General features: G+C 63.3%; 20 protein-coding genes and 1 pseudogene. 16 read left to right on the top strand and 5 right to left on the bottom strand.

Translation table 11 applies throughout. The annotated features are described in order from the left end of the window. Positions 1-14: 14 nt before the first annotated feature. Both ACQ4WO_RS02305 and ACQ4WO_RS02300 read right to left on the bottom strand, forming a co-directional pair. Entirely contained in the window at positions 15-935 is a 921-nt protein-coding gene (locus ACQ4WO_RS02305; RefSeq protein ID WP_436480061.1) for a DMT family transporter, read from the bottom strand. 91 nt (positions 936-1,026) lie between these two features. Beyond that, entirely contained in the window at positions 1,027-3,510 is a 2,484-nt protein-coding gene (locus tag ACQ4WO_RS02300) for an alkaline phosphatase D family protein (protein ID WP_436480060.1), read from the bottom strand. Positions 3,511-3,653: 143 nt separating this feature from the next. Here ACQ4WO_RS02300 and ACQ4WO_RS02295 point away from each other — a divergent pair, with 143 nt between their 5' ends. The 14 genes from ACQ4WO_RS02295 (at position 3,654) to ACQ4WO_RS02230 (ending at position 15,513) form a co-directional block, all read left to right on the top strand. After that, positions 3,654-4,379, top strand: a complete 726-nt coding sequence (locus ACQ4WO_RS02295; RefSeq protein ID WP_072455668.1) for a YebC/PmpR family DNA-binding transcriptional regulator — start codon at positions 3,654-3,656, stop codon at positions 4,377-4,379. 70 nt (positions 4,380-4,449) lie between these two features. Further along, positions 4,450-5,718: a phosphoribosylamine--glycine ligase gene (gene purD / locus ACQ4WO_RS02290; protein ID WP_139091129.1), complete on the top strand. Its 1,269-nt coding sequence runs from the start codon at positions 4,450-4,452 to the stop codon at positions 5,716-5,718. A gap of 88 nt (positions 5,719-5,806) precedes the next feature. After that, entirely contained in the window at positions 5,807-6,553 is a 747-nt protein-coding gene (locus tag ACQ4WO_RS02285; RefSeq protein ID WP_436480059.1) for a hypothetical protein, read from the top strand. A gap of 83 nt (positions 6,554-6,636) precedes the next feature. Then, positions 6,637-7,920, top strand: coding sequence for a hypothetical protein (locus tag ACQ4WO_RS02280; protein WP_436480058.1), 1,284 nt, complete (start codon positions 6,637-6,639; stop codon positions 7,918-7,920). Positions 7,921-7,924: 4 nt separating this feature from the next. After that, positions 7,925-8,248, top strand: a complete 324-nt coding sequence (locus ACQ4WO_RS02275) for a hypothetical protein (RefSeq protein ID WP_436480057.1) — start codon at positions 7,925-7,927, stop codon at positions 8,246-8,248. Further along, entirely contained in the window at positions 8,245-9,048 is an 804-nt protein-coding gene (locus ACQ4WO_RS02270; protein WP_436480056.1) for a hypothetical protein, read from the top strand. Before ACQ4WO_RS02275 ends, ACQ4WO_RS02270 begins: the two co-directional genes overlap by 4 nt. Before the next feature lie 101 nt (positions 9,049-9,149). After that, on the top strand, positions 9,150-10,064 hold the full coding sequence (hemF, locus tag ACQ4WO_RS02265) for an oxygen-dependent coproporphyrinogen oxidase (RefSeq protein ID WP_128142045.1): 915 nt from the start codon (positions 9,150-9,152) through the stop codon (positions 10,062-10,064). A gap of 20 nt (positions 10,065-10,084) precedes the next feature. Further along, on the top strand, positions 10,085-10,732 hold the full coding sequence (gene nadD / locus ACQ4WO_RS02260; RefSeq protein WP_436480055.1) for a nicotinate (nicotinamide) nucleotide adenylyltransferase: 648 nt from the start codon (positions 10,085-10,087) through the stop codon (positions 10,730-10,732). Beyond that, positions 10,733-11,422, top strand: a complete 690-nt coding sequence (gene rsfS / locus ACQ4WO_RS02255; RefSeq protein WP_436480054.1) for a ribosome silencing factor — start codon at positions 10,733-10,735, stop codon at positions 11,420-11,422. Between the two features lie 6 nt (positions 11,423-11,428). Further along, positions 11,429-11,899, top strand: coding sequence for a 23S rRNA (pseudouridine(1915)-N(3))-methyltransferase RlmH (gene rlmH / locus ACQ4WO_RS02250; RefSeq protein WP_034747108.1), 471 nt, complete (start codon positions 11,429-11,431; stop codon positions 11,897-11,899). 8 nt (positions 11,900-11,907) lie between these two features. Further along, positions 11,908-12,528: a Maf family protein gene (locus ACQ4WO_RS02245; RefSeq protein WP_128142043.1), complete on the top strand. Its 621-nt coding sequence runs from the start codon at positions 11,908-11,910 to the stop codon at positions 12,526-12,528. Between the two features lie 43 nt (positions 12,529-12,571). Then, positions 12,572-14,035 carry a ribonuclease G gene (gene rng / locus ACQ4WO_RS02240; RefSeq protein WP_034747098.1) on the top strand — a complete coding sequence of 488 codons (1,464 nt, stop codon included), beginning with the start codon at positions 12,572-12,574 and terminating at the stop codon, positions 14,033-14,035. A 2-nt stretch (positions 14,036-14,037) separates the two neighbouring features. Next, complete coding sequence (locus tag ACQ4WO_RS02235) at positions 14,038-14,814, top strand: AraC family transcriptional regulator (RefSeq protein WP_436480053.1); 777 nt, start codon at positions 14,038-14,040, stop codon at positions 14,812-14,814. Between the two features lie 75 nt (positions 14,815-14,889). Then, positions 14,890-15,513 (top strand): LysE family translocator, encoded by a 624-nt coding sequence (locus ACQ4WO_RS02230; RefSeq protein ID WP_436480052.1) that lies wholly within the window; start codon positions 14,890-14,892, stop codon positions 15,511-15,513. Here the strand turns inward: ACQ4WO_RS02230 and ACQ4WO_RS02225 are convergent. The 3 genes from ACQ4WO_RS02225 to ACQ4WO_RS02215 all read right to left on the bottom strand — a co-directional run bounded on the left by ACQ4WO_RS02225 (position 15,489) and on the right by ACQ4WO_RS02215 (position 17,720). Further along, positions 15,489-16,028 (bottom strand): hypothetical protein, encoded by a 540-nt coding sequence (locus tag ACQ4WO_RS02225; RefSeq protein ID WP_436480051.1) that lies wholly within the window; start codon positions 16,026-16,028, stop codon positions 15,489-15,491. The genes ACQ4WO_RS02230 and ACQ4WO_RS02225 overlap by 25 nt on opposite strands. 77 nt (positions 16,029-16,105) lie before the next feature. Then, the gene (locus ACQ4WO_RS02220) at positions 16,106-16,573 is read right to left on the bottom strand and encodes a hypothetical protein (RefSeq protein ID WP_436480050.1); all 468 of its coding nucleotides are present in this window, start codon (positions 16,571-16,573) and stop codon (positions 16,106-16,108) included. Positions 16,574-16,694: 121 nt separating this feature from the next. Continuing rightward, positions 16,695-17,720 (bottom strand): LacI family DNA-binding transcriptional regulator, encoded by a 1,026-nt coding sequence (locus ACQ4WO_RS02215; RefSeq protein ID WP_219327808.1) that lies wholly within the window; start codon positions 17,718-17,720, stop codon positions 16,695-16,697. Between the two features lie 207 nt (positions 17,721-17,927). Between ACQ4WO_RS02215 and ACQ4WO_RS02210 the strand changes: the two are divergent. Together ACQ4WO_RS02210 and ACQ4WO_RS02205 are read left to right on the top strand one after the other, a co-directional pair. Continuing rightward, positions 17,928-19,166, top strand: a pseudogene (locus ACQ4WO_RS02210) (malic enzyme-like NAD(P)-binding protein); the annotation flags it as partial. A 252-nt stretch (positions 19,167-19,418) separates the two neighbouring features. After that, positions 19,419-20,633: an O-antigen ligase family protein gene (locus tag ACQ4WO_RS02205; RefSeq protein ID WP_436480049.1), complete on the top strand. Its 1,215-nt coding sequence runs from the start codon at positions 19,419-19,421 to the stop codon at positions 20,631-20,633. Positions 20,634-20,665 lie beyond the last annotated feature (32 nt).

Raw genomic sequence — 20,665 nt, 5'->3', positions numbered from 1 at the left:
AGTGGGTGGAGGAATTATTTCTTTTTCGATAGCAAGTAAATACCGGCCAATACGAGGCTGGTGCCCGCCAATTGCCAGTTGGTGATCGGTTCATCGAGGATCATGGCGCCCAGGAACAGGGTCGACACGGGGCCGATCATGCCGGCCTGCGAAGCGACGGACGCGCCGATGCGCTCGACGGCGATCATCGTCATGAAGACGGGCATCACCGTGCAAAAGATACCATTGAGCAAGGACAAGCCATACACGGGCATGGGCTGGATCAGCAGCTCGACGGGACGCAGGATGAAGAATTGGGCGATGCAGGCAAAGCTGGCCACGCACATCGCGTAGGAAACGAGCCGCATCGAGCCGATGCGCTTGACCAGTTCACCGGAGCCCAGCAGATACACGGCATACGAGCAGGCCGAACCCAGTACGAGGGTCGACCCCAGCGCCACATTGCTGGCGCCGCCCTGCAAGTCGTGCACGAACACGAGCACGATGCCGCAATACGAGGTGAGCAAGGCCAGCCACTGCATGCGGCTGATGCGCTGCTTGAAGTACACGGTGGTAATCAGGAGCACGAAGGTGGGCGTGAGGAACAGGATCAGTCGCTCGAGTCCCACGGAAATGTATTGCAAGCCCAGGAAATCCAGATAGCTGGACAGGTAATAGCCGACGAGGCCCAGCCCGACCAGGCGCAGCCGGTCGCTGTTTGATAACGGCGGCTCCGTGCGCATCTTCCACCAGGCGATGACGGCGAACACGGGCAGCGAAAAAATCATCCTGAAGGCGATCAGGGTGACGGCGTCGATCTGGTAGCGGTATAGCAGCTTGGCGACGATGGCCTTGGTGGAAAACAGCACCGCCCCGCCCACGGCGATGGCCAGGCCACCGAGGTAGACGGAACGGGGAAGCGATGCAGGGGTTGCTTGCGGGGAACTGGAGCTCATGCCCAGATTGTAAGGCAAAAGCCGGGGTCAGACCCCGCAAGCGTCAGCACAAGCCTCTGAGTTAGCGGCATTGAGGGTCTGACCCCAGCAGTTATGCCACCACCACCGCCGCCCCCCCTGCATTGACCGTCGCCGTCGTCACCCGTGCAATCACGTTCGCCGGCGCCGCCGTGCCGATCAGTTTATTCACCTGCTTGAACTGCGCCACCAGCTTGCCTGGCGTCAAGGTCACCACCGTGTAGCCCTGCGCATCCGTGTTCAGATGCTTGATCCACGGATTGTTGCCCAGGCCGGACAATTGCTGCGCCAGGCCCAGCAGAGTCACACTGAAGTCAGTGCTCGCTTTCAAGCCCGCCTGTACGGCAGCGACCGTCGCGTCCAGTTGCGCTTCCGGCACGCCCTTGGCGGCCAGGGCGCCGCGCAGTTGCACGCGCAATTGCTCGAGCAGGCTGTCGACGGTGGGCGCCGCCTTGCCCATGGTGTAATCGAGCAGGTTGACGTCGAGATTGACCGTGCCCAGGCCCGTGACGGGAATGGCCAGCGGGTAGCTGACGAGGGTGCCGATATCGCCCATGCTGCCGGCGGCCGATTTCAGGTAGCTGAAGAAGGAATCGGAGCTGACGCCGGCCGACACCAGGTCCACCATGACCGGCGTGCCGCCGCCCGCTGCGTCGAAGTCGTCGCTGACGGTGCCGGCAAAGAACGAGTGGATATCGCCGGTCAGTGCCACCACGTTGCCGATAGCATTGGTTTTCAGGTGCGCCATCAAATTCTTGCGCTCGCTGTTGTAGCCATCCCACTGGTCGCAATTGAGCAGGAAGCGCGTGAAGAACGGCGCCAGCGCCGCTTGCTGGCCGGAAGCGGCGACAAAGCTCGATGCGGCGCCCTTGGCCTGCACGTCGGGCTTGATCCAGCCGAAGGCGATCACTTGCGCGGCGGCGGCCGGCGAAGCGCTGTTGTAGGCGGCCACCGTGATGCCGGCCTGGGCCGTGCTCAAGCCGGCGCCCATGGCAGCCGCGCCCTGGGCGCTGGCGTTCGCTGCCGCGCCGGCAATGGCCATGGCCGCCGCTTGCGCCACGTTTTGTGCGGCGCCCGCCGTCGATGCTGCCACGATGGCGGACGCCAGCGGCACGCTGCCCCCCACCAGCGGCAAGGTGCTGGCGATGGCCTGGCCCACCTTGCTCATGGCGCTCAGCGCCAGCAAGGTGGCAATCGCATCCGTACCGTTCAAGCCCATGCGCAGCAAGGACACTTCATTGCCCCACAGTTTCCAGGTCGAGGTCGCCGCCTTCATCTTGCTTTTCCACCAGTCGCGCTGGGTCGTGCCCAGCATGCCGACAGCGGCCAGCGGGTCGGCGCCGGCCCTGGTGGCGGCCGCCATTTTCTGTCCTTCCACGCTGTCGAACAGCGCTTGCGGTACCAGGTAGCGGCTGCCGATGCTGCCCAGCGGCTTGCCCGTGGCCGGGTTGATGGTCGACTCGGCGATCGCATGGTCGGCGCGGTACAGGCGCTCGTCCGTCATCACCAGCTGCATCAGTTTGCCGAACTGGAAATCGCGATAAATCTGGATATTCTGGAACGAGGTCGCGGCGCTATCGAACGTGACGTCGGCCGGCATGTATTCGAACCACGCCTGGTTGGCGCTGCGGCGGCGGGCCGGCTGGTGCAGATCGGAGCCGTCGGCGGCCACGATGCCCTCGTAGGTGGAGGCGTCCTGCCAGGCGTCGTCCGTGAATTCATGGTCGTCCCAGATGGCGATGAAGGCAAAGCGCTCGTGCACGGCCTGCAGGCGCGCATCGGTGCGGTATTTCTTGTACAGGTAGCGGTAATCGGCCACCGTGGTCGCGTATTTGGCGCCGGACGTGCCGCTTTTGAAGGTGCCGTCGGGCAATTTCAGCTGGTCGTGGCGGCTTTCCACTGCGCCGCTCTGGAATGCTTCTCCCACCGTTTCATAGATGTAGTCGCCCAGGTGGACGATGAAATCGAAGTTTTCATTGGCGGCGATGTGCGACAGCGCGCCCCAGTGGTTGATGCTCCAGTCCTGGCACGTCAGGTAGGCGAACTGCAGCTGCGACACATCGGCCGTGGCGGCGGGCGCGGTCTTGAAGCGGCCCACGTTCGAGCGCACGTCGCCGGCGATGAACTGGTAAAAATACACCTGGCCAGGCTGCAAGCCCGTCACCTTGTGGCGCAAGGTATTGTCGAAATCGGCTTTCAGGGGCAATTTCGCGTCGACGATGGGCGTGCCCGCCAGGGCCGTGTTGCCGCCCAGGGCGGCCGTATTGTCGCTGGCGCTGACGATCAGGCGCACGGCCACGTCGGACTTGCCGGCCACGGCGGGCGCGACGGCGTCGAAACTGGCGGGCACGACGCGCGTCCACAGCATGGCGCTGTCGGCGCGCGGGTCGCCCGACGCCACGCTTTGCGGGAATTTCCAGTCGCCGCCCGAAGCGAGCGGCACGCCGGGATCGCTGTAATCGGTGCTGCCGCAGGCGGCCAGGCCGGCGGTGGCCACGGAGACGGTAATGAAGCCGCCCAATTTCAGAAATTGCCGCCTGTCCATTTGACTTGCCATGATGTCGCGCCCTCGATATGGTGAAAGCGCGTCACTTTAGCAACAGATTGTGTCATCCTGATGACGGGGCCATGCCGCTTGCCAGGGGGCCGATATGCTAAAATGTCGGCCACAATTGAACACCCGTCTAAGGAAGATTCGACATGGCAGGACATAGCAAATGGGCCAATATCAAGCACAAAAAGGCTGCCACCGATGCCAAGCGCGGCAAAATCTGGACGCGCCTGATCAAGGAAATCACGGTTGCGGCCCGCATGGGCGGTGCCGACGCCATCACCAATCCGCGCCTGCGCCTGGCGGTCGACAAGGCGGCTGACGCCAATATGCCGAAAGACAACGTCCAGCGCGCAATCAACCGCGGCAGCGGCGGCGTCGATGGCGCCAACTACGAAGAAGTGCGCTACGAAGGCTACGGCGTGGGCGGCGCGGCCGTCATCGTCGAATGCATGACCGACAACAAGGTGCGCACGGTGGCCGAAGTCCGCAACGCCTTCAACAAGAACGGCGGCAACATGGGCAACGAAGGCTCGGTCGCCTTCATGTTCCAGCACTGCGGCCAGCTGCTGTTCGCGCCGGGCACCGACGAAGACAAGCTGATGGAAGCGGCCCTGGAAGCGGGCGCCGACGACGTCATCGCCGACGAAGAAGGCGGCTTCGAAGTGGTGACCCCCGTGCACGATTTCGCCGCCGTCAAGGAGGCGCTGGAAGCGGCCGGCTTCAAGGCCGAAGTGGCCGAAGTCATCATGAAACCGGCGACGGAAACCGTGTACTCGGGCGACGACGCCATCAAGATGCAAAAGCTGATCGATGCGCTGGAGCTGCTGGATGACGTGCAGGAAGTGTTTACAAACGCCCTGATCGAGAACTAAGCAAAAAATAAGCTGTACACCTCAAGGGCGGCACCGCCGCCCTGCAACCCACATTGAACGAACGGTCCCTATGAAAATTCTGGTAGTCGGCTCTGGCGGCCGCGAACACGCCCTGGCCTGGAAACTGGCCCAGTCCGAACGCATACAGATGGTGTATGTCGCGCCGGGCAACGGCGGCACCGCGCGCGATGCGCGCCTGGTCAATCTCGACATCAGCGATCCGCAGTTGCTGGCCGACTTCGTTCAGCAGGAACACATCGGCCTGACCGTGGTCGGCCCGGAAGTGCCGCTGGCCGCGGGCATCGTCAACCTGTTCCGCTCGCGCGGGCTGAAAATCTTCGGCCCGACCAAGGAAGCGGCGCAGCTGGAATCGTCGAAAGACTTCGCCAAAGCCTTCATGCAGCGCCACGGCATCCCGACGGCCGCCTACCAGACGTTTTCCGACGTCGCTCCCGCGCATGCCTACGTCGACGCCATGGGTGCGCCCATCGTCATCAAGGCCGACGGCCTGGCTGCCGGCAAGGGCGTCGTCGTTGCCATGACCCTGGAAGAAGCGCACCAGGCGGTCGACATGATGCTGTCCGATAACCAGTTCGGCGACGCCGGCGCGCGCATCGTCATCGAGGAATTCCTCGCCGGCGAAGAAGCGAGCTTCATCGTCATGTGCGACGGCAAGAACATCCTGCCGCTGGCCACCAGCCAGGATCACAAGCGCCTGAAGGATCACGACCAGGGTCCGAACACGGGCGGCATGGGCGCGTATTCGCCGGCGCCGATCGTTACGCCGGCCATGCATGCGCGCGTCATGCGCGAGATCATCGTGCCGACCATCCAGGGCATGGCCAAGGATGGCATCACGTTCACGGGCTTCCTGTACGCGGGCCTGATGATCGACGACAAGGGCACGCCGAAAACGCTGGAATTCAACTGCCGCATGGGCGACCCGGAAACGCAGCCGATCATGGCGCGCCTGAAAACCGATCTGGTCACCGTCATGGAACACGCCGTCAACGGCACGCTCGATGCCGTGGAACTGGAATGGGACCGCCGCACGGCCGTTGGCGTCGTGATGGCCGCCGCCGGCTATCCGGACGATCCGGTCAAGGGTACGGCGATCGGCGACATCCCGGCCGAAACGCCAGACTCCGTCACCTTCCATGCGGGCACCCGCATCGACGGAGAACGCCTGGTCACCAATGGCGGGCGCGTGCTGTGCGTGGTCGGCCTGGGCGACAGCATCAAGATGGCGCAGAAGCAGGCATATGAAACCGTGGAAAAAATCCATTTCGACGGCGCGCAATACCGCCGCGACATCGGCTGGCGCGGTTTGAAGCATTGATCGCCCCATAACGATCACACGGCGGGCCGGCGCGGAATGCATCCGCCCCGGCCCGTTTTCATTTTGATTCCCACCCCCATTCATCGCCATGACCATTCCAAGCGGCCTTGCCGCACCAGACAACGATGGCCCGGCAAGCCCCCTGGCCTGGCTGACGCTTGCCTCGCTGCTCGTTGCCGGTCTGGCCTGGTACTGGTTCGGCAGCTATGCCGTACCACGCTGTGACGCCAGACAAACCGTGGCCGCGGTCACTGATGGCAAATTCAGTCTGCATGAGATCAAACAGGCCGGCTATGCCTGGCCGCAAAAAACCCGTGGCTGCCTGGCCACCGTCATGCAGGACGGCAAGCCGATGCAATACGCCTGGACCATTTCGCGTGTGGAAGGCCGCCGCAAAAGCCGGCTCGAGTATGACCACGCGCATCCGGGCATCGTGCAAACACGCTTTGCCGACATCGCCTGGCACGGCGGCTTTGCGCAGCGGGGCCAGCCCATCGGGCGCGATGCGCTGAAAAATGCGGTGCTGGCCGGCATGGATGCACTGCGCGGCAAGCCGCTCTACCATGTCAATCTCAATGCAGTGGTGTCGCCGCAGCACTACCGTGAAATTGGCGATATTGAAGCGCTGGGGCCATGCAAGCCAGTATTGCCCGGCGTAGTTTCCTGCCGCCTGCTGCTGGCCCGTAACGACCTTGCGCCCGCCGCCGCAACAAAGGTGCTGGCAGTCTCGGTGCTGCAGCAAGGCGACTTTACTTTCCAGCGCAGCAAGGATGGCAAGAACTGGTCAGTCACACCGCAGTTCAGGACAGAGCTGGATCAGGCGCAACTTCAATAGTGCGCTGAGGAAACGAGAGTGCATTGTAAAATTGATCATCTTGATTCTTGGCACAGCCACTCCCGATGACAAGCAATCCACCTGTGTCCACGCATACTTCCGTCGAGGCGCTGCATGTGCTGAAGCTGCTCACGCGCCGCCAGCGCGAGCAGGCACTTGCGCATCCCGACTTGCCACAGCTCGCCATCGGTACGCCGCTACCCGACACCTTGATGTGGTTGTATCAGCGCCAGATCGTGACGTCCGAAGATGTGACAAGCCTGTTGTCGAGCGTGGCGCGCCACTTCAGCGGCGGCGAGCTGGCACTGCGTTTGTCGATATTGCAGCAGCTGGTGGAAGCACTCAATCGCGTATCTCTCGATCATCTGCGCGACGAAACGCTGATCACGCCGGAGCTGTACCAGCGGGCGCTGGCACACCTGCCCGGCGACGTTTTGCTGCCCACGCCGGGCGAGGCGCTGAACTGGATGCTGCATGTGGGACTGCTGCCGCGCGCAGAATTCAAGTCCATGACCCAGCGCATCGCATCCGGCGGCAGCGATGAGGCAAAGCGCATGGTCCGGCATGCGCAAGCGCGCCAGGATGAACATAAAAAGGCGGTACGCGGCGCGATCCTCGATGGCCTGTTTCCCGGTTCGCGCCTGACCTGGGTCATCGTCGCGCCGCTGGCGCTGGCCGGGATGGTCTGGTACGTGGTCAGTGGCAATTCTGTGCCCGAGTGCGACGCCACCGACACGATCACCACCGTGACACGCATGCTCAACAAGGCCGCGCCGGAAGGCACGGGCAAAGCAAGCCTGCACGACGTGAAAGAAGCCGGTTACGCCGCGTCACACAATATCCGTGGCTGCCTGGCCACGATCATGCTCGATGGCGAGAAGATGGACTATGCCTATACCGTCGCGCGCGACGACAGCGGCAGCAAGAGCCGCATCAGCTATGCAGGCGCGCAACCGTTGCTGGTCCAGGCGCGCTTTGGCGCCATCGAGGATGGCGACTTTGCCCAGCAAGCCCAGCCCCTGGGACGCGAGGCGCTGGAAAAGGCTTTCCGCGACGGCATGGAGGGTGCGCGCATCATGCCCCGGCCACGGCAAGCGTTTTCGCTGACGCAATCGATGGAGCGCACGCGCGAAATCGCCGAAATCGAACCGCTGGCGCCATGCAGGGAAATCTCGCCGGGCGTCTATTCCTGCCGCCTGCTGATCGAACGCAATGACGCCGTGCTGAGCATGCTCAACGGCGGATCGGCGGTCATGCAAGAAGGCGACTTCACCTTCCAGCGCAGCGGCGAAGAAAGCGCCGGCAAGGGCTGGTCGGTGACGCCGCAATTTGCCGGCGAACTGCGCCAGGCCACAGTAAAAGAGTAAGTCCATGCATATCGCACCGCCCCACGCATCGCTGGGCCAGCCGCACCAGTTTGAACTGGACGAGGCCAACTCGGATCGCGACGTCGACGCCGTGTACCAGCTCGATTTGCTGAACCAGGTCCAGCGCGATGCCGCGCTGGAAGTGCGCGTGCGTGAACATGGCAGCGAACTGATGCGCGGAATCATGACAGCGTCCAGGCTGCGCCATGGTCGCGAGCGCATCCCGTACCAGCGGCCACCGGCCTGGAAGGGCGCGCTGATCGTGCTGGGGCTGATCCTGCTGATGTCCGTCGTGTATGGTTCGCTTGCCGGAGGCCTGCAGCCATGAGCACCGATCCACGCCTGCTGCCGCTGGCAGAGCTGCTGCGCCTTGGCCTGATCACCAGCGACGAATACGACGATACGCTGGCCGAGCTGGAGATCATCGAGCTGCAGCGCGCACACAATGCCGCCGAAGGCATCGATGTGACGGAACTGGCGATGAACGCCGACCAGATCAGGACGCTGGCCTGGTTGCTGAGCGCCGACCTGGTGCCCGAGGACCGTTTTTTCAAGCTGCTGCGCAAGCTGCCCGCCGATGACCCACGCCGGCAACTGGCCGACGCCGCGCTGCGGCAGGTGAACCGGCAGGCGGTCGACGCGCTGTACGACCAGAACCTGATCAACGCGTGGCAGCGCGACGCCGCCCACGACAGCGTGCCAGCCGATCACCTGGCCGCCACGCCCGTCGCGGCCTTGCGCCATATGCTGAAACAGGGCACGCTATCGCCGCTGCAATACCAGGAGCTGCAAGCGCGCACGCGCGCGAACGGCTCGCCATTGGCGCGCGTGATCGTCGATGCCGCCGGCAAACCGCCGGCCCGGTATGGCCGGCGCGCCGCGCGCCCGTTTAACGTCCTGATGATCGTACTGATGCTGGTGATGCTGATGAGCGTGGCGATTGTGGGGCCGTTGTGGTTCAAGCGCGAGCAGCCAGCGCCTGTGGCACCGCTGGCGCAGCCGGTCGGCACGGTCGAAGGCGACGACCTGCAGCAGCGTGCGGCGCAAGCACTCGACGCCGCCCGCCAACCGGGCCATGACAGCGTGCAATATGACGTCCATGTGGCGCAGGACAAGCCACCTCGGTAAAGCAGGGCCGGCGACAGCATCGCCGGTTTTGCTATCACAAAAATCCGTAACAGGGTACAATCCGTCCTTACTTTTTTATTTCGGCCTCGTCGGCCCACGCGATGTCGTCAACTCCCTCTCCTTCGGCCGTCAAGGCTTATTTGCTCGATTTGCAAAGCCGTATCGTGCAGGCGCTCGAAGCGCAGGACGGCAAGCCCTTCCTGACCGATGCCTGGCAGCGCCCCGAGGGTGGTGGCGGCATTTCGCGGCTGATCGAGGAAGGCAATGTGTTCGAGCGGGGCGGCGTGAATTTTTCGCACGTCACCGGTGCCGCGCTGCCGCCATCGGCAGCGGCCGCGCGCCCTGAACTGGGTGGCAAGGCATGGGAAGCGATGGGCGTGTCGCTGGTGCTGCATCCGCGCAACCCATACGCGCCCACGGTGCACATGAACGTGCGCTTTTTCAGCACCGTCAATGCCGATGGCGCACCCGTATGGTGGTTCGGCGGCGGCATGGATTTGACGCCGTATTACGGCGACGCGGGCGACGTGAAGCACTTTCACCAGGTGTGCCATGATGCGCTGGCGCCGTTTGGCGACGAACTGCATCCGAAGTTCAAACAGTGGTGCGACGATTATTTCTATCTGAAGCACCGGCGCGAAGCGCGCGGCGCCGGCGGAATCTTCTTCGACGACTTCAACGCCCTGGGCTTTGACGACAGTTTCGCCATGATGCGCAGCGCCGGCGACGCCTTCATCGACGCCTATGTGCCGATCGTGGCGCGCCGCAAGGACACGCCGTACGGCGAACGCGAACGCGATTTCCAGTGCTACCGGCGCGGACGCTATGTTGAGTTCAACCTGGTCTTCGACCGCGGCACCCTGTTCGGGCTGCAGTCGGGCGGACGCACCGAGGCGATCCTGATGTCGATGCCGCCCGTGGTCAAGTGGCGCTATGACTGGCACCCGGAAGCGGGCAGTCCGGAAGCGGCGTTGTATACTGACTTCCTCGTGCATCGCGACTGGCTGCAGGCGTGAGGGAAAGTGGTACGGCGTGCGTGACGCTGCTCGGCGGCAGCTACGATCCGGTACATAGTGGCCATGTCGCGCTGGGCACGCATTTTTCCAGCCTGCTGCACGCCGATGAACTGCGCGTGATACCGGCGGGCGCGCCCTGGCAAAAGGGTAGCCTGGGCGCCACCGGCCAGCAGCGCGCCGAGATGGCCGGCCTGGCCTTTGCCGGCCTGCCCCTTCCCGTGGTGATCGACCGCCAGGAAATCGAGCGCAGCGAACATGGCCAGGCCAGCTACACCATCGATACCTTGCGCCAGGTACGCGCCGAGCTGGGACCACGCGCTTCCATCGTTTTCCTGATGGGCGCCGACCAGCTGCAGCGGCTCGCGACATGGCGCGAATGGCAGCAATTATTTGAATACGCGCATATCTGCGTCGCGGCCCGCCCCGGCTTCGCGCTGAATGACACAGCAGTACCGCAAGTGGTCGCCGACGAATTTTCGCGCCGCCTGGGGTCTCTGGAAAGCATCCGCAACACGCCGCACGGTCTGACTTATCTGGCACAGGACTTCGCGGTGGATATCTCCGCCACCGAAATACGTGCGGCATTACAACGGGGGAATCGGGCGAACTCGCTTGTTTCCCCGCTAGTGCTAGACTATATTGAACAACATAATTTATACAAAAGCTAAATGGACATCAAAAAACTGCAAACCCTCGTCGTTGACGCCCTTGAAGACGTCAAAGGCCAAGACATCGCCGTCTTCGAAACGAGTCACCTGACCAGCCTGTTCGACCGCATCGCGATCGTCTCCGGCACCTCGAACCGTCAAACCAAGGCGCTGGCCGCCTCGGTGCGCGACAAGGTCAAGGACGCCGGCGGCCAGATCATCGGCATGGAAGGCGAGGAAACCGGTGAGTGGGTGCTGGTCGATCTGGGCGACATGATCGTCCACATCATGCAAGCGCCTATCCGCGCCTACTACCGCCTGGAAGAAATCTGGGGCGACACGCCGGTCAAGCTGGGCGCCGCCAAGCGCGCGCCGAAAAAAGCGGCCGGCGACGAGCCGAAAAAGGTCAGCGGCCATCTGGCGGCAAGCAAGGCCAATGTGGAAGCGACGCCCGTGATCGAGAAAAAGACACCGGCCAAGAAAGCCACGGCTGCCACCGCCGCCAAGAAAGCCCCGGCGAAAAAAGCCACCGCTTCCAAAGCCGTCGGCAAGACCGTGAAAGTCGCGCCAACCAAGACCGAAGCGGCTGCCGTGAAAGCCCTGAAAGCGCTGCCGGAGAAAAAAGTACGCGCCCCACGCGCGGCCAAGCCGGCAGCCGATGCCGCACCGGCAAAAACCGTGATCAAGCGTATCAAAAAAGTCGAAGCGTAAGCCTCGATGCAGCTCATCATCGCTGCGGTCGGCCATAAAATGCCGGCCTGGATAGAGACGGGCTTCGCGGAATACGCGAAGCGCATGCCGCCGGAATTGCGCATCGTGCTGAAAGAAATCAAGCCGGTGGAGCGTTCCGGCAGCAAGACCGCCGCCACGGCGATGGCGCTCGAACGCGAGCGCATCGAAGCCGTCCTGCCCAAGGGCGTACGCATCATCGCCCTCGACGAACGCGGCAAGGACCTGACCAGCGTCGGCCTGTCGCAGCAATTGATGGCGTGGCAGCAGGATGGCCGCGACACCGCCTTTTTGATCGGCGGCGCCGACGGTCTCGATCCGCAACTCAAGGCACGTGCCGAAGGCATGCTGCGCATTTCCAGCATGACCCTGCCGCACGGCGTGGTGCGCGTGATCCTCGCCGAGCAGCTGTACCGCGCGTGGTCGATCACGCAAAACCACCCCTATCACCGCGTCTGAACTCCCCCATGAAAACGGCTGATCACAAGATCTACCTCGCTTCCAAAAGCCCGCGCCGGCGCGAACTGCTGCGCCAGATCGGCGTCGATTTCGAATTGCTGCTGCTGCGCAGCGACGGCCCGCGCGGCGCCGACGTCACCGAGGAAGTCCTCCCCGGCGAATCGGCACTCGACTATGTCGCCCGCGTGTCGAATGAAAAAGCCGCCTTCGCGTGGGACCTCGTGCGCCGCCGCCACCTGACCCCGCGCCCCGTGCTGGCGGCCGACACCACCGTCACCATCGACGGCGTCATCCTCGGCAAACCGGCCGACCGCGCGGAAGCGGTGGCCATGCTGGAGCAGCTGTCGGGCCGCACGCACGAGGTACTCACCTCGATTGCCGTGCACTACAAAAACTTTGCCGAGCAGCGCACGCAGGTATCGCAAGTGCGCTTCGGCGTGCTCTCGCCCGCCTCGATCGCCGCGTATTGCGCCACGCCGGAACCGTACGACAAGGCCGGCGCCTACGGCATCCAGGGCAGCGCCGCCCTGTTCGTCGAGCACATCGAAGGCAGCCATTCCGGCATCATGGGCCTGCCCCTGTACGAAACCGCACAATTGCTGCGGCTAGCTGGTTTGCCCCTGCCCTGATCCCGGGTATGATGTCATTCGTTGCCTCCACTCCCGCGCCTCCATGAACGAAGACATCCTGATCAATATCACGCCGCAAGAAACGCGCGTCGCCCTCATCCTGCAGGGCGCCGTGCAGGAATTGCACATCGAGCGCACGCTCACGCGCGGCCTGGCCGGCAATGTGTATTCCGGCAAGGTGGTGCGGGTATTGCCGGGCATGCAATCGGCCTTCATCGACATCGGCCTGGAGCGCGCCGCGTTCCTGCACGTGGCCGATATCTGGGAAGCGCGCGGCCACGACGGCCAGAACGCGACACCGGCACCCATAGAAAAAATCCTCTTCGACGGCCAGGTGCTGACGGTGCAGGTGATCAAGGACCCGATCGGCACCAAGGGCGCGCGCCTGTCGACGCAGATTTCCATCGCCGGGCGCATGCTGGTGTACCTGCCGCAAGACAAGCACATCGGCATCTCGCAGAAAATCGAAAAGGAAGCGGAACGCGAGCAGTTGCGCGTGCGCCTGCAAAGCCTGCTGCCGCCCGACGAAAAGGGCGGCTACATCGTGCGCACCATGGCCGAGGACGCGTCCGACGCGGATCTGAAGGCGGACGTCGATTACCTGAGAAAAACCTGGAGCACCATCACGCACGGCGCGCGCACGCGCCCCGCCACCAGCCTGCTGCACCAGGACTTGAGCCTGGCGCAGCGCGTGCTGCGCGACTTCGTCGGCGATGAAACGGCCACCATCCAGGTCGATTCGCGCGAAAACTACGTGAAATTGCGTGAATTCGCGGAAATCTACACGCCCAGCGAACTGACACGCTTGCAGCACTACACGGGCGAGCGCCCGCTGTTCGATTTATATGGCGTGGAAGAAGAGATCTTGCGCGCGCTGGGCCGCAGGGTCGACCTGAAATCGGGCGGCTACCTGATCGTCGACCAGACGGAAGCGATGACCACCATCGACGTCAACACGGGCGGCTTTGTGGGCGGGCGCAATTTTGCCGACACGATTTTCAAGACCAACCTGGAAGCGGCGCACGCCATCGCCCGCCAGCTGCGCCTGCGCAACCTGGGCGGCATCATCATCCTCGACTTCATCGACATGGACAATGCCGAGCACCGCAACGCCGTGCTGGCCGAGCTGAAACGCACGCTATCGCGCGACCGCACCAAGGTTTCGGTGAGCAACTTCTCGCCGCTGGGCCTGGTGGAAATGACGCGCAAGCGCACGCGCGAATCGCTGGCCCACATCCTGTGCGAACCGTGCCCCGCCTGCGCCGGCAAGGGACAAGTCAAGACGTCGCGCACGATCTGCTATGAAATCCTGCGCGAACTGCTGCGCGAGGCGAAACAGTTCAACCCGCGCGAATTCCGCATCCTCGCCTCGCAGGAAGTCGTGGATTTGTTCCTCGAAGAAGAATCGCAGCACCTGGCCATGCTCGGCGATTTCATCGGCAAGAAGATTTCGCTGCAGGTGGAGAATGCCTACCACCAGGAGCAGTACGACGTCATCCTGATGTAGTCATGTCGGACACCACCGCCTTCTGGCGCGATCCGGCCTTGCCCCACGTGGAGAGCCGGCGCGCCTGCCACAGCCGGGCGTGCTACAAGCCGCACAGCCATCCCACGTTTTCCATCGGTGCCGTCGACTCCGGCGGCAGCATCTTTACGGGCAGCCAGGATGGCCAGGCCGTGCTCGCCAATGGCAGCCTGGTGCTGGTGCCGGCCGGTTGCGTGCACGCCTGCAATCCCCTGCCTGACACCCTGTGGAGCTACCAGATGCTGCATCTCGATGCGCAGTGGCTGCAGGCACACGCGCCGGGGCTCGATGGCGACACGGCGACGGTGCTGCACTGCCCGCTGCTGTACGCGCAGTTTTGCGCCATGAATGCGATGCTGTTTTCAACGGCCGGTGCGGCGCACAAGGATGCGGCGCTGCTGGCGTTCCTGGGCGCTTGCGCCAGCTCCCGTGCAGACGTGCTGCCCTCGGAACGCAAGCCCGTGCCGCAACGGCTGGCGCCCGTGCTCGCAACGCTGCAGGCGCAGCCCTCGGCCAGCCTGCGGCAAATGGCGCAAGCGGCGGGCCTGAGCCCGTATCAATTGATCCGCGCCTTCCGCGCCGCCACGGGCATGACGCCGCATGCCTATCAGTTGAACGCGCACGTCAACCGCGCGCGCAGCGGCCTGCAGGCGGGGACGGCGTTGGCGCAACTGGCGCATGAGCTGGGCTTTGCCGACCAGAGCCATTTTCAGCGCGTGTTCAAAGCCCATACGGGCATCACGCCGGGACGCTACCGCTAATCTGCAATTTTCTTCAATACAGGCTGCCGCCTGCCCCTGCATACTCGCGCATCGCCATTGCCCGAGCCTAACCCCATGCAGGATTTCCTCTTCATCGCCGCCGCCCACTTTCTTTCCCTGCTGTCACCCGGTCCCGATTTTTTCCTGATCGCGCGCACTTCGCTGGCCCACGGCTGGCGTGGCGCCGCCGGCACGTGCGTGGGCATTACCGTGGCCAATGCCGTGTTTATCATGGCGGCGTTTGCAGGACTGTCGGTGCTGCGGGCGGGCAGTACGGCCTTCATGGTGGTGCGGCTGGCGGGCTGCGCCTATCTGCTGTATCTGGGCTGGCTGTTCCTGCGCCATGCGGGCAAGAGCAGCCTGGAAGCCGCGCCCGCCACCGGCAAGGCGCGCTGGCGCGGCGGTATGGTGGTGGGGTTTGTCTCCGCCATCCTGAATCCGAAGAATGCGCTGTTCTACGTCAGCCTGGCCACCGTGCTGGCCGCCAGGCAAACAAGCCCGGCCGCGATGGCGGCGTATGGCGCGTGGATGGTCTTTGCCGTGCTGGCGTGGGATATGGCGGTGGCGCTGGCCATCGGCAGCAGCGCCCTGCGGCAGCGCTTCGCGCGCGCGCTGCCGTTGCTGGAACGGCTGTCGGGCGTGATGCTGATGGCGTTAGCGATAGTGCTACTGGTTCAGGCCGGCAGCGGATCCAGGTAAAACACGGCATACACTTTCAAGGGCGTGGTTTCCGTCGCCTTTTCCGAGCGCACGACGGAGCAGTCGTCGGCGGCCAGACTGCGCCAGTTCTGGATGCTGGCCTTGGCGAACATCGCGTGCGCCGGAGCATTCGCGGCCAGGTCCAGCACCAGGCAGGCGTTGCGCGGGCCGGCGCCGTAGTTGACGGCGCGGATCTCGATGCCGAAGGTCGTCATCCATGGTTCCCACAAGCCTTTTTCCTTGCCGGCCGCCATGCGGTCGAGCATCTCGCCAAAGGTCAAACCTTTCTTGACGGTATCGCGCAATGCTTGCAGCGATGGCGCCAGGCGGGGATCAGGCTGCTTGTTGCCGGCACGGATCTCGGCGATCGCCTTCAGTTCCTTGATGATGGCTGCATCGCGCTCCGTGTAGTCGCGCATGCGCGCGTAGAAGTCGGCGTCCAGGAAGGGATTGACGGTCAGCTTTGCGACGCCCTCTTCGCGGCGTTTCGGGGAAGGCGTATTGGTTTTGGTCATGGCGGTAGAGGGCAAGAGAATCGATGAGGGGCGCCAGTTTAACATCATGGCGCGCAGGCGGCGGCGTCAGCGCCGCTTTAATGTTGCGCCCGGCGGGTGCGGGCGGCCACCGCGGTGCGCGCGACAGGCCGCATGAAGCCGCGTCGTGGCCCGAACAGGAAGACGGCGCCCGCATACAATCCCGCCAAGGGGAAGCGCACTTCCCTGAGCAACTGGTGGAAAACGGCGATCGACTGCGCGCGGGTGACGGGAATGTCGGCGCGCCACTGGCATAGCACGTCATGCACGAGGCTGGCATGATAGGTGGCCGGCAAGCCCAGGTGCTGCGCGCCATCGGGCGTGCCCACATAAAACAGGCCGAGCACGCTGATGCAGGGCGAACAGCCGTCCCAGGCATAGCCGGCGCGGATGCGGATCGCCGATTCGCGGATGGTGACCCACTCGTTTTCAAACTCTATGCCGTCGAGCAAGGGCGAGCAATAGCCATAATCGCTGCCCAGCGCATAGCGCCAGGCGTTGCCGGGCATGCCGAAATTCTTCGGCATCAGCGGCCTCCCTGCTGTGCTTGCGGCCGTTGTCGCCTATCTGTCGTCTGCATGGCGTTGCCTTGATCATTATCAATATCAAGATTTAAACATACTCGGCAGAAAGAAGGGCAAGAAGGTGTCAGGCGCGCGGCGCGGCAGTCGATTCGCGCACCACAAGTTCGGGTTTCAGGCGCACGTCGAGCACCGGCGAATCGGGCGAGGCGATGGTTTGCAGGATCAACCGGGCCGCTTCCGTGCCGATGCCGTGGTGGCGGATGCGGATGGTGGTCAGCGGTGGGCGGATCATGTCCATGTACGGCATGTCGTTGTGGCCCACGACGGAAATATCTTCGGGGCAACTCAAGCCCAGTTCGCGGATGGCGTCGTAGCAGCCGAGAGCCACCAGGTCGCTGCCCGTCACCACGGCCGTCGTTTGCGGCGAATGGCGCAGCAGTTCCAGCAACGCCTCCTTGCCGCATTCGCGCGAATAGCCGCTGCTTTCAAAGACGAACGCTTGCGAGGGAGCGAGTTCGCTGGCCTGGATGGCGGCCAGGAAACCGAGGCGGCGCACGTGGCCCGTGGACAGGTTTTCCGGGCCGGCAATGTGCGCGATATGACGGTGGCCCAGCGCCAGCAAGTGCTCGACGGCCAGGCGCATGCCGACCACGTCGTCGCTGACGACGCAGGAAGCGACGCCGTTTTCATCGCTGCGGTTGACGGTAACGACAGGCACATTCTGGTCGATGCACATCTTGATGACGGGATCGTCGCGGCGCGCCGTGGCCAGGATCAGGCCGTCGACCTGCTGCCCCAGCAGGCGGTTGATGACGAACAGCTGTTCTTCCTCGTCGGCGCCCACGTTGGCGACGATGGCCAGGTAGCCATGCTTGCGCAAGCCTTCCTCGATGCCCAGCAAAATCGGCGGAAAAACCGCGTTGGTAATGTCGGGCAAGACCACGCCGATGATGCGCGACTTGCGCGTAACCAGGGTGGAGGCGGCGCGGTTGGGCCGGTAGCCGAGCCGGCCCGCTTCGGCCAGCACGCGCGCGGCCACCTCGGCGCTGACCATTTGGCGCGTTGCCGGGTTCATCACGCGCGACACGGTGGAAAAGTGCACGCCGCTGGCCCGCGCAACGTCGCTTAAGGTGGGGTTCTTGTTTGTCATGGGCTTCCCGGATCGCAATAGCATGATTTTATCGTAAAAATTGCCCATTCCGTCAAAAACCGAGCAAACGCTTGCATTGAAATAATGCCGCTGTCCAAAGCGGTTTTGTTACCTTTAAGTACAATCCAGCCTTGACAGCGTGCAAACGCTTGCATACCATGGCTCGGACTTACCACTCGGGCCATGCATGCCCCTCCCAGAATTCCTATGTCTACTTCGCACAGCAAGCACGCCGAACAGAACGGCGAAACCTTCAACCTGAAAGAAGCCGCCCTCGCCTATCACGCGGAACCCCGCGCAGGCAAGATTTCCGTCACGCCCACCAAACCGCTGGGCGACGCCCGCGCCCTGACCCTGGCGTACTCGCCGGGCGTGGCGTTTGCCTGCGAAGCCATCGTGGAAGATCCGCGCACGGCCGGCACCTACACGTCGCGCAGCAACCTGGTAGCCGTGATCACGAATGGCACGGCCGTGCTGGGCCTGGGCGATATCGGCCCGCTGGCCAGCAAACCGGTCATGGAAGGCAAGGCTTGCCTGTTCAAGCAGTTCGCCGACGTCGATGTGTTCGACATCGAACTGGCCGAGAACGATCCCGACCTGTTCATCGACACCGTCGTGCGCATGGAGCCGACCTTCGGCGGCATCAACCTGGAAGACATCAAGGCGCCCGATTGCTTCTACATCGAACAGCAATTGCGCAAGCGCATGAACATTCCCGTCTTCCACGACGACCAGCACGGCACGGCCATCATCGTCGCGGCCGGCATCCTGAACGGCCTGGAACTGGTGGGCAAGGATATCGGCAACGTCAAGGTGGCCGTCTCGGGCGCCGGCGCGGCCTCGATCGCCTGCCTGGACCTGCTCGTCTCGCTGGGCCTGAACAAGTCGCTGCTGAAAGTGTGCGACAGCCAGGGCGTGATCTACCCGGGCCGCGATGCCAACATGGAAGAGAACAAGGCGCGCTACGCGAACGACACGAGCGACCGCGACCTGGCCGATGCCATGGTCGGTGCCGACATTTTCATCGGCGTCTCGAAGGGCGGCGTGGTCAGCGCGCAGATGGTCGAATCGATGGCCGCCAAGCCGTTGATCTTTGCCCTGGCCAATCCGCATCCGGAAATCGCCCCGGAAAAAGTGCATGCAGTGCGCGACGACGCCATCGTCGCCACGGGCCGCTCGGATTACCCGAACCAGATCAACAACGTGCTGTGCTTCCCCTACATCTTCCGCGGTGCGCTCGACGTGGGCGCCACCACCATCAACGAAGAAATGAAGCTGGCCTGCGTGCGCGCCATTGCCGCGCTGGCCAAGGAGCCGCTGCCGGGCCACGAGAGCAGCGCCTTGAGCCCGCTGCAACTGATACCGTCGCCGTTCGACGAGCGTCTGCGCAGCTGGGTCGCGCCTGCCGTGTCGCAAGCGGCCATCGCCACCGGCGTCGCCACGCGCGTGCCAGCCACCGCCTGAGACGCATGACAGGCCTTGCGGCCTTGGCAAAATAACAGCAAGTTACCATTGCTTACAAAAAAACCATGGCTAAAAACCATGGTTTTTTACATTCTTCCCCTTGAGACCGTTTACATAGTTATCGAAGAGTCAATTCCGTACAGGCGTTTTTGCAGCCACCTTCGATTACAATGACGCCTACTTTATGTTGCTACAGTTGCCATCATGGCGACACGTGCGTTACCAAGGATATTCATGCTCGGCCTGACCTCTGTTTGTGTTTTTCTCTTTTCGGCATTGGCGCTGGCTGTCAACAGCGGATATTCCCTTGGCGCGCTGGTGCTGCTGCTGGCCAGCAGCTGGCTGCTGTGGAAACGCCCCCGCCTGAACCTGCAACGCCGCGATTATCTGATGCTCGGTACCCTGCTGCTGTACTTCGCCATCTTTACCGCCAATATGCTGTATCACGGCGATCCGGCACGCGAACTCGACATGCCCCTGCGGGCACTGCTGGCCGTGCCCGTGCTGCTGCTGCTGCTCGCCTATCCGCCGCGGCCGGCGGCCTGGTGGGGCGGTGTCGCCATTGGCGCCATCGGCGGTGCCACACTGGCGTTTTGGCAATTCATCGTGCTGAACATGGAACGCCCCCAGGCGGCAACCAGCAACGCCATCCATTACGGCAATGTAAGCATGTTGCTGGGCATGCTATCGCTGAGCGGCCTGGTCTGGGCCCGCGAACAACGCCACCGTGTGGCATGGTCAACACTCTTGCTGGTCGGCGGCCTAGCCGGCATTCTCGGCTCTGTCATCAGCGGCAGCCGCAGCGGCTGGCTGGCCTTGCCCGTTTGCGCTAGCATCATCGCCCTGCATTACGCGAAAAAAGATGGCAAACGCTATATTGCTAGTACTGCCATCGCGATCATCGCCTTGGGTGCGGTCACTTACTCCATGCCTGATTCCCAGATACGCAAGCGCATGCATGCCGCTGTCGAGGAGACGCAGAATTTTGAACATGGCGCCGATCTCAAATGGTCGTCCGTCGGGCAACGCCTGGAAATGTGGCGCACGGCCTTGCTGATATCCCGTGACCATTTGGCGGTAGGTATAGGCCGTACCGGTTATCTGGAGGCGAAGCGCATCCTGGCGGCTGAAGGCAAGATGAGTAAGACAGTCGGCGAGTATACCAATGCCCATAACGACTATATTGACACGCTGGTCAAGCGTGGCGTCACCGGCCTGCTGGCACTGCTGGCGCTCTTCCTCGTTCCCTTGTCCCTGTTGGGCCGCGCCCTGCGCCACAGTGCTCCTGCAGCCCAGCCATATGCACTGGCAGGCGTGATACTGTGCACCTGCTATATGATTTTTGGCCTGACAACGAGCTCGCTAACCTTGAATATCGGCATCATCATGCTGGTGTTCCCGATGGTGATATTGTGGACCCTGTTGCGCCAGCAAGAGCGTACCGCTTGAGCTCGTTTTTCGCCTGACCGTTTTTGCTGCCC

Origin of the sequence: Janthinobacterium aestuarii (genome assembly GCF_051380835.1) — a bacterium.
GTDB lineage: Bacteria > Pseudomonadota > Gammaproteobacteria > Burkholderiales > Burkholderiaceae_D > Janthinobacterium > Janthinobacterium aestuarii.
Note: the sequence above shows the minus strand (reverse complement) of the source record. Positions and strands in the feature narration are given on the sequence as shown.

Coding starts and splice junctions, on each gene's coding strand:
- ACQ4WO_RS02275 (WP_436480057.1), top strand. CDS start 7,925: ATGCATATCGCACCGCCCCACGCATCGCTGGGCCAGCCGCACCAGTTT.
- ACQ4WO_RS02235 (WP_436480053.1), top strand. CDS start 14,038: ATGTCGGACACCACCGCCTTCTGGCGCGATCCGGCCTTGCCCCACGTG.
- ACQ4WO_RS02205 (WP_436480049.1), top strand. CDS start 19,419: ATGCTCGGCCTGACCTCTGTTTGTGTTTTTCTCTTTTCGGCATTGGCG.
- ACQ4WO_RS02285 (WP_436480059.1), top strand. CDS start 5,807: ATGACCATTCCAAGCGGCCTTGCCGCACCAGACAACGATGGCCCGGCA.
- ACQ4WO_RS02245 (WP_128142043.1), top strand. CDS start 11,908: ATGAAAACGGCTGATCACAAGATCTACCTCGCTTCCAAAAGCCCGCGC.
- ACQ4WO_RS02300 (WP_436480060.1), bottom strand. CDS start 3,510: ATGGCAAGTCAAATGGACAGGCGGCAATTTCTGAAATTGGGCGGCTTC.
- ACQ4WO_RS02305 (WP_436480061.1), bottom strand. CDS start 935: ATGAGCTCCAGTTCCCCGCAAGCAACCCCTGCATCGCTTCCCCGTTCC.
- rlmH (WP_034747108.1), top strand. CDS start 11,429: ATGCAGCTCATCATCGCTGCGGTCGGCCATAAAATGCCGGCCTGGATA.
- rng (WP_034747098.1), top strand. CDS start 12,572: ATGAACGAAGACATCCTGATCAATATCACGCCGCAAGAAACGCGCGTC.
- ACQ4WO_RS02295 (WP_072455668.1), top strand. CDS start 3,654: ATGGCAGGACATAGCAAATGGGCCAATATCAAGCACAAAAAGGCTGCC.
- purD (WP_139091129.1), top strand. CDS start 4,450: ATGAAAATTCTGGTAGTCGGCTCTGGCGGCCGCGAACACGCCCTGGCC.
- ACQ4WO_RS02220 (WP_436480050.1), bottom strand. CDS start 16,573: ATGCCGAAGAATTTCGGCATGCCCGGCAACGCCTGGCGCTATGCGCTG.
- ACQ4WO_RS02270 (WP_436480056.1), top strand. CDS start 8,245: ATGAGCACCGATCCACGCCTGCTGCCGCTGGCAGAGCTGCTGCGCCTT.
- rsfS (WP_436480054.1), top strand. CDS start 10,733: ATGGACATCAAAAAACTGCAAACCCTCGTCGTTGACGCCCTTGAAGAC.
- hemF (WP_128142045.1), top strand. CDS start 9,150: ATGTCGTCAACTCCCTCTCCTTCGGCCGTCAAGGCTTATTTGCTCGAT.
- ACQ4WO_RS02225 (WP_436480051.1), bottom strand. CDS start 16,028: ATGACCAAAACCAATACGCCTTCCCCGAAACGCCGCGAAGAGGGCGTC.
- ACQ4WO_RS02230 (WP_436480052.1), top strand. CDS start 14,890: ATGCAGGATTTCCTCTTCATCGCCGCCGCCCACTTTCTTTCCCTGCTG.
- ACQ4WO_RS02215 (WP_219327808.1), bottom strand. CDS start 17,720: ATGACAAACAAGAACCCCACCTTAAGCGACGTTGCGCGGGCCAGCGGC.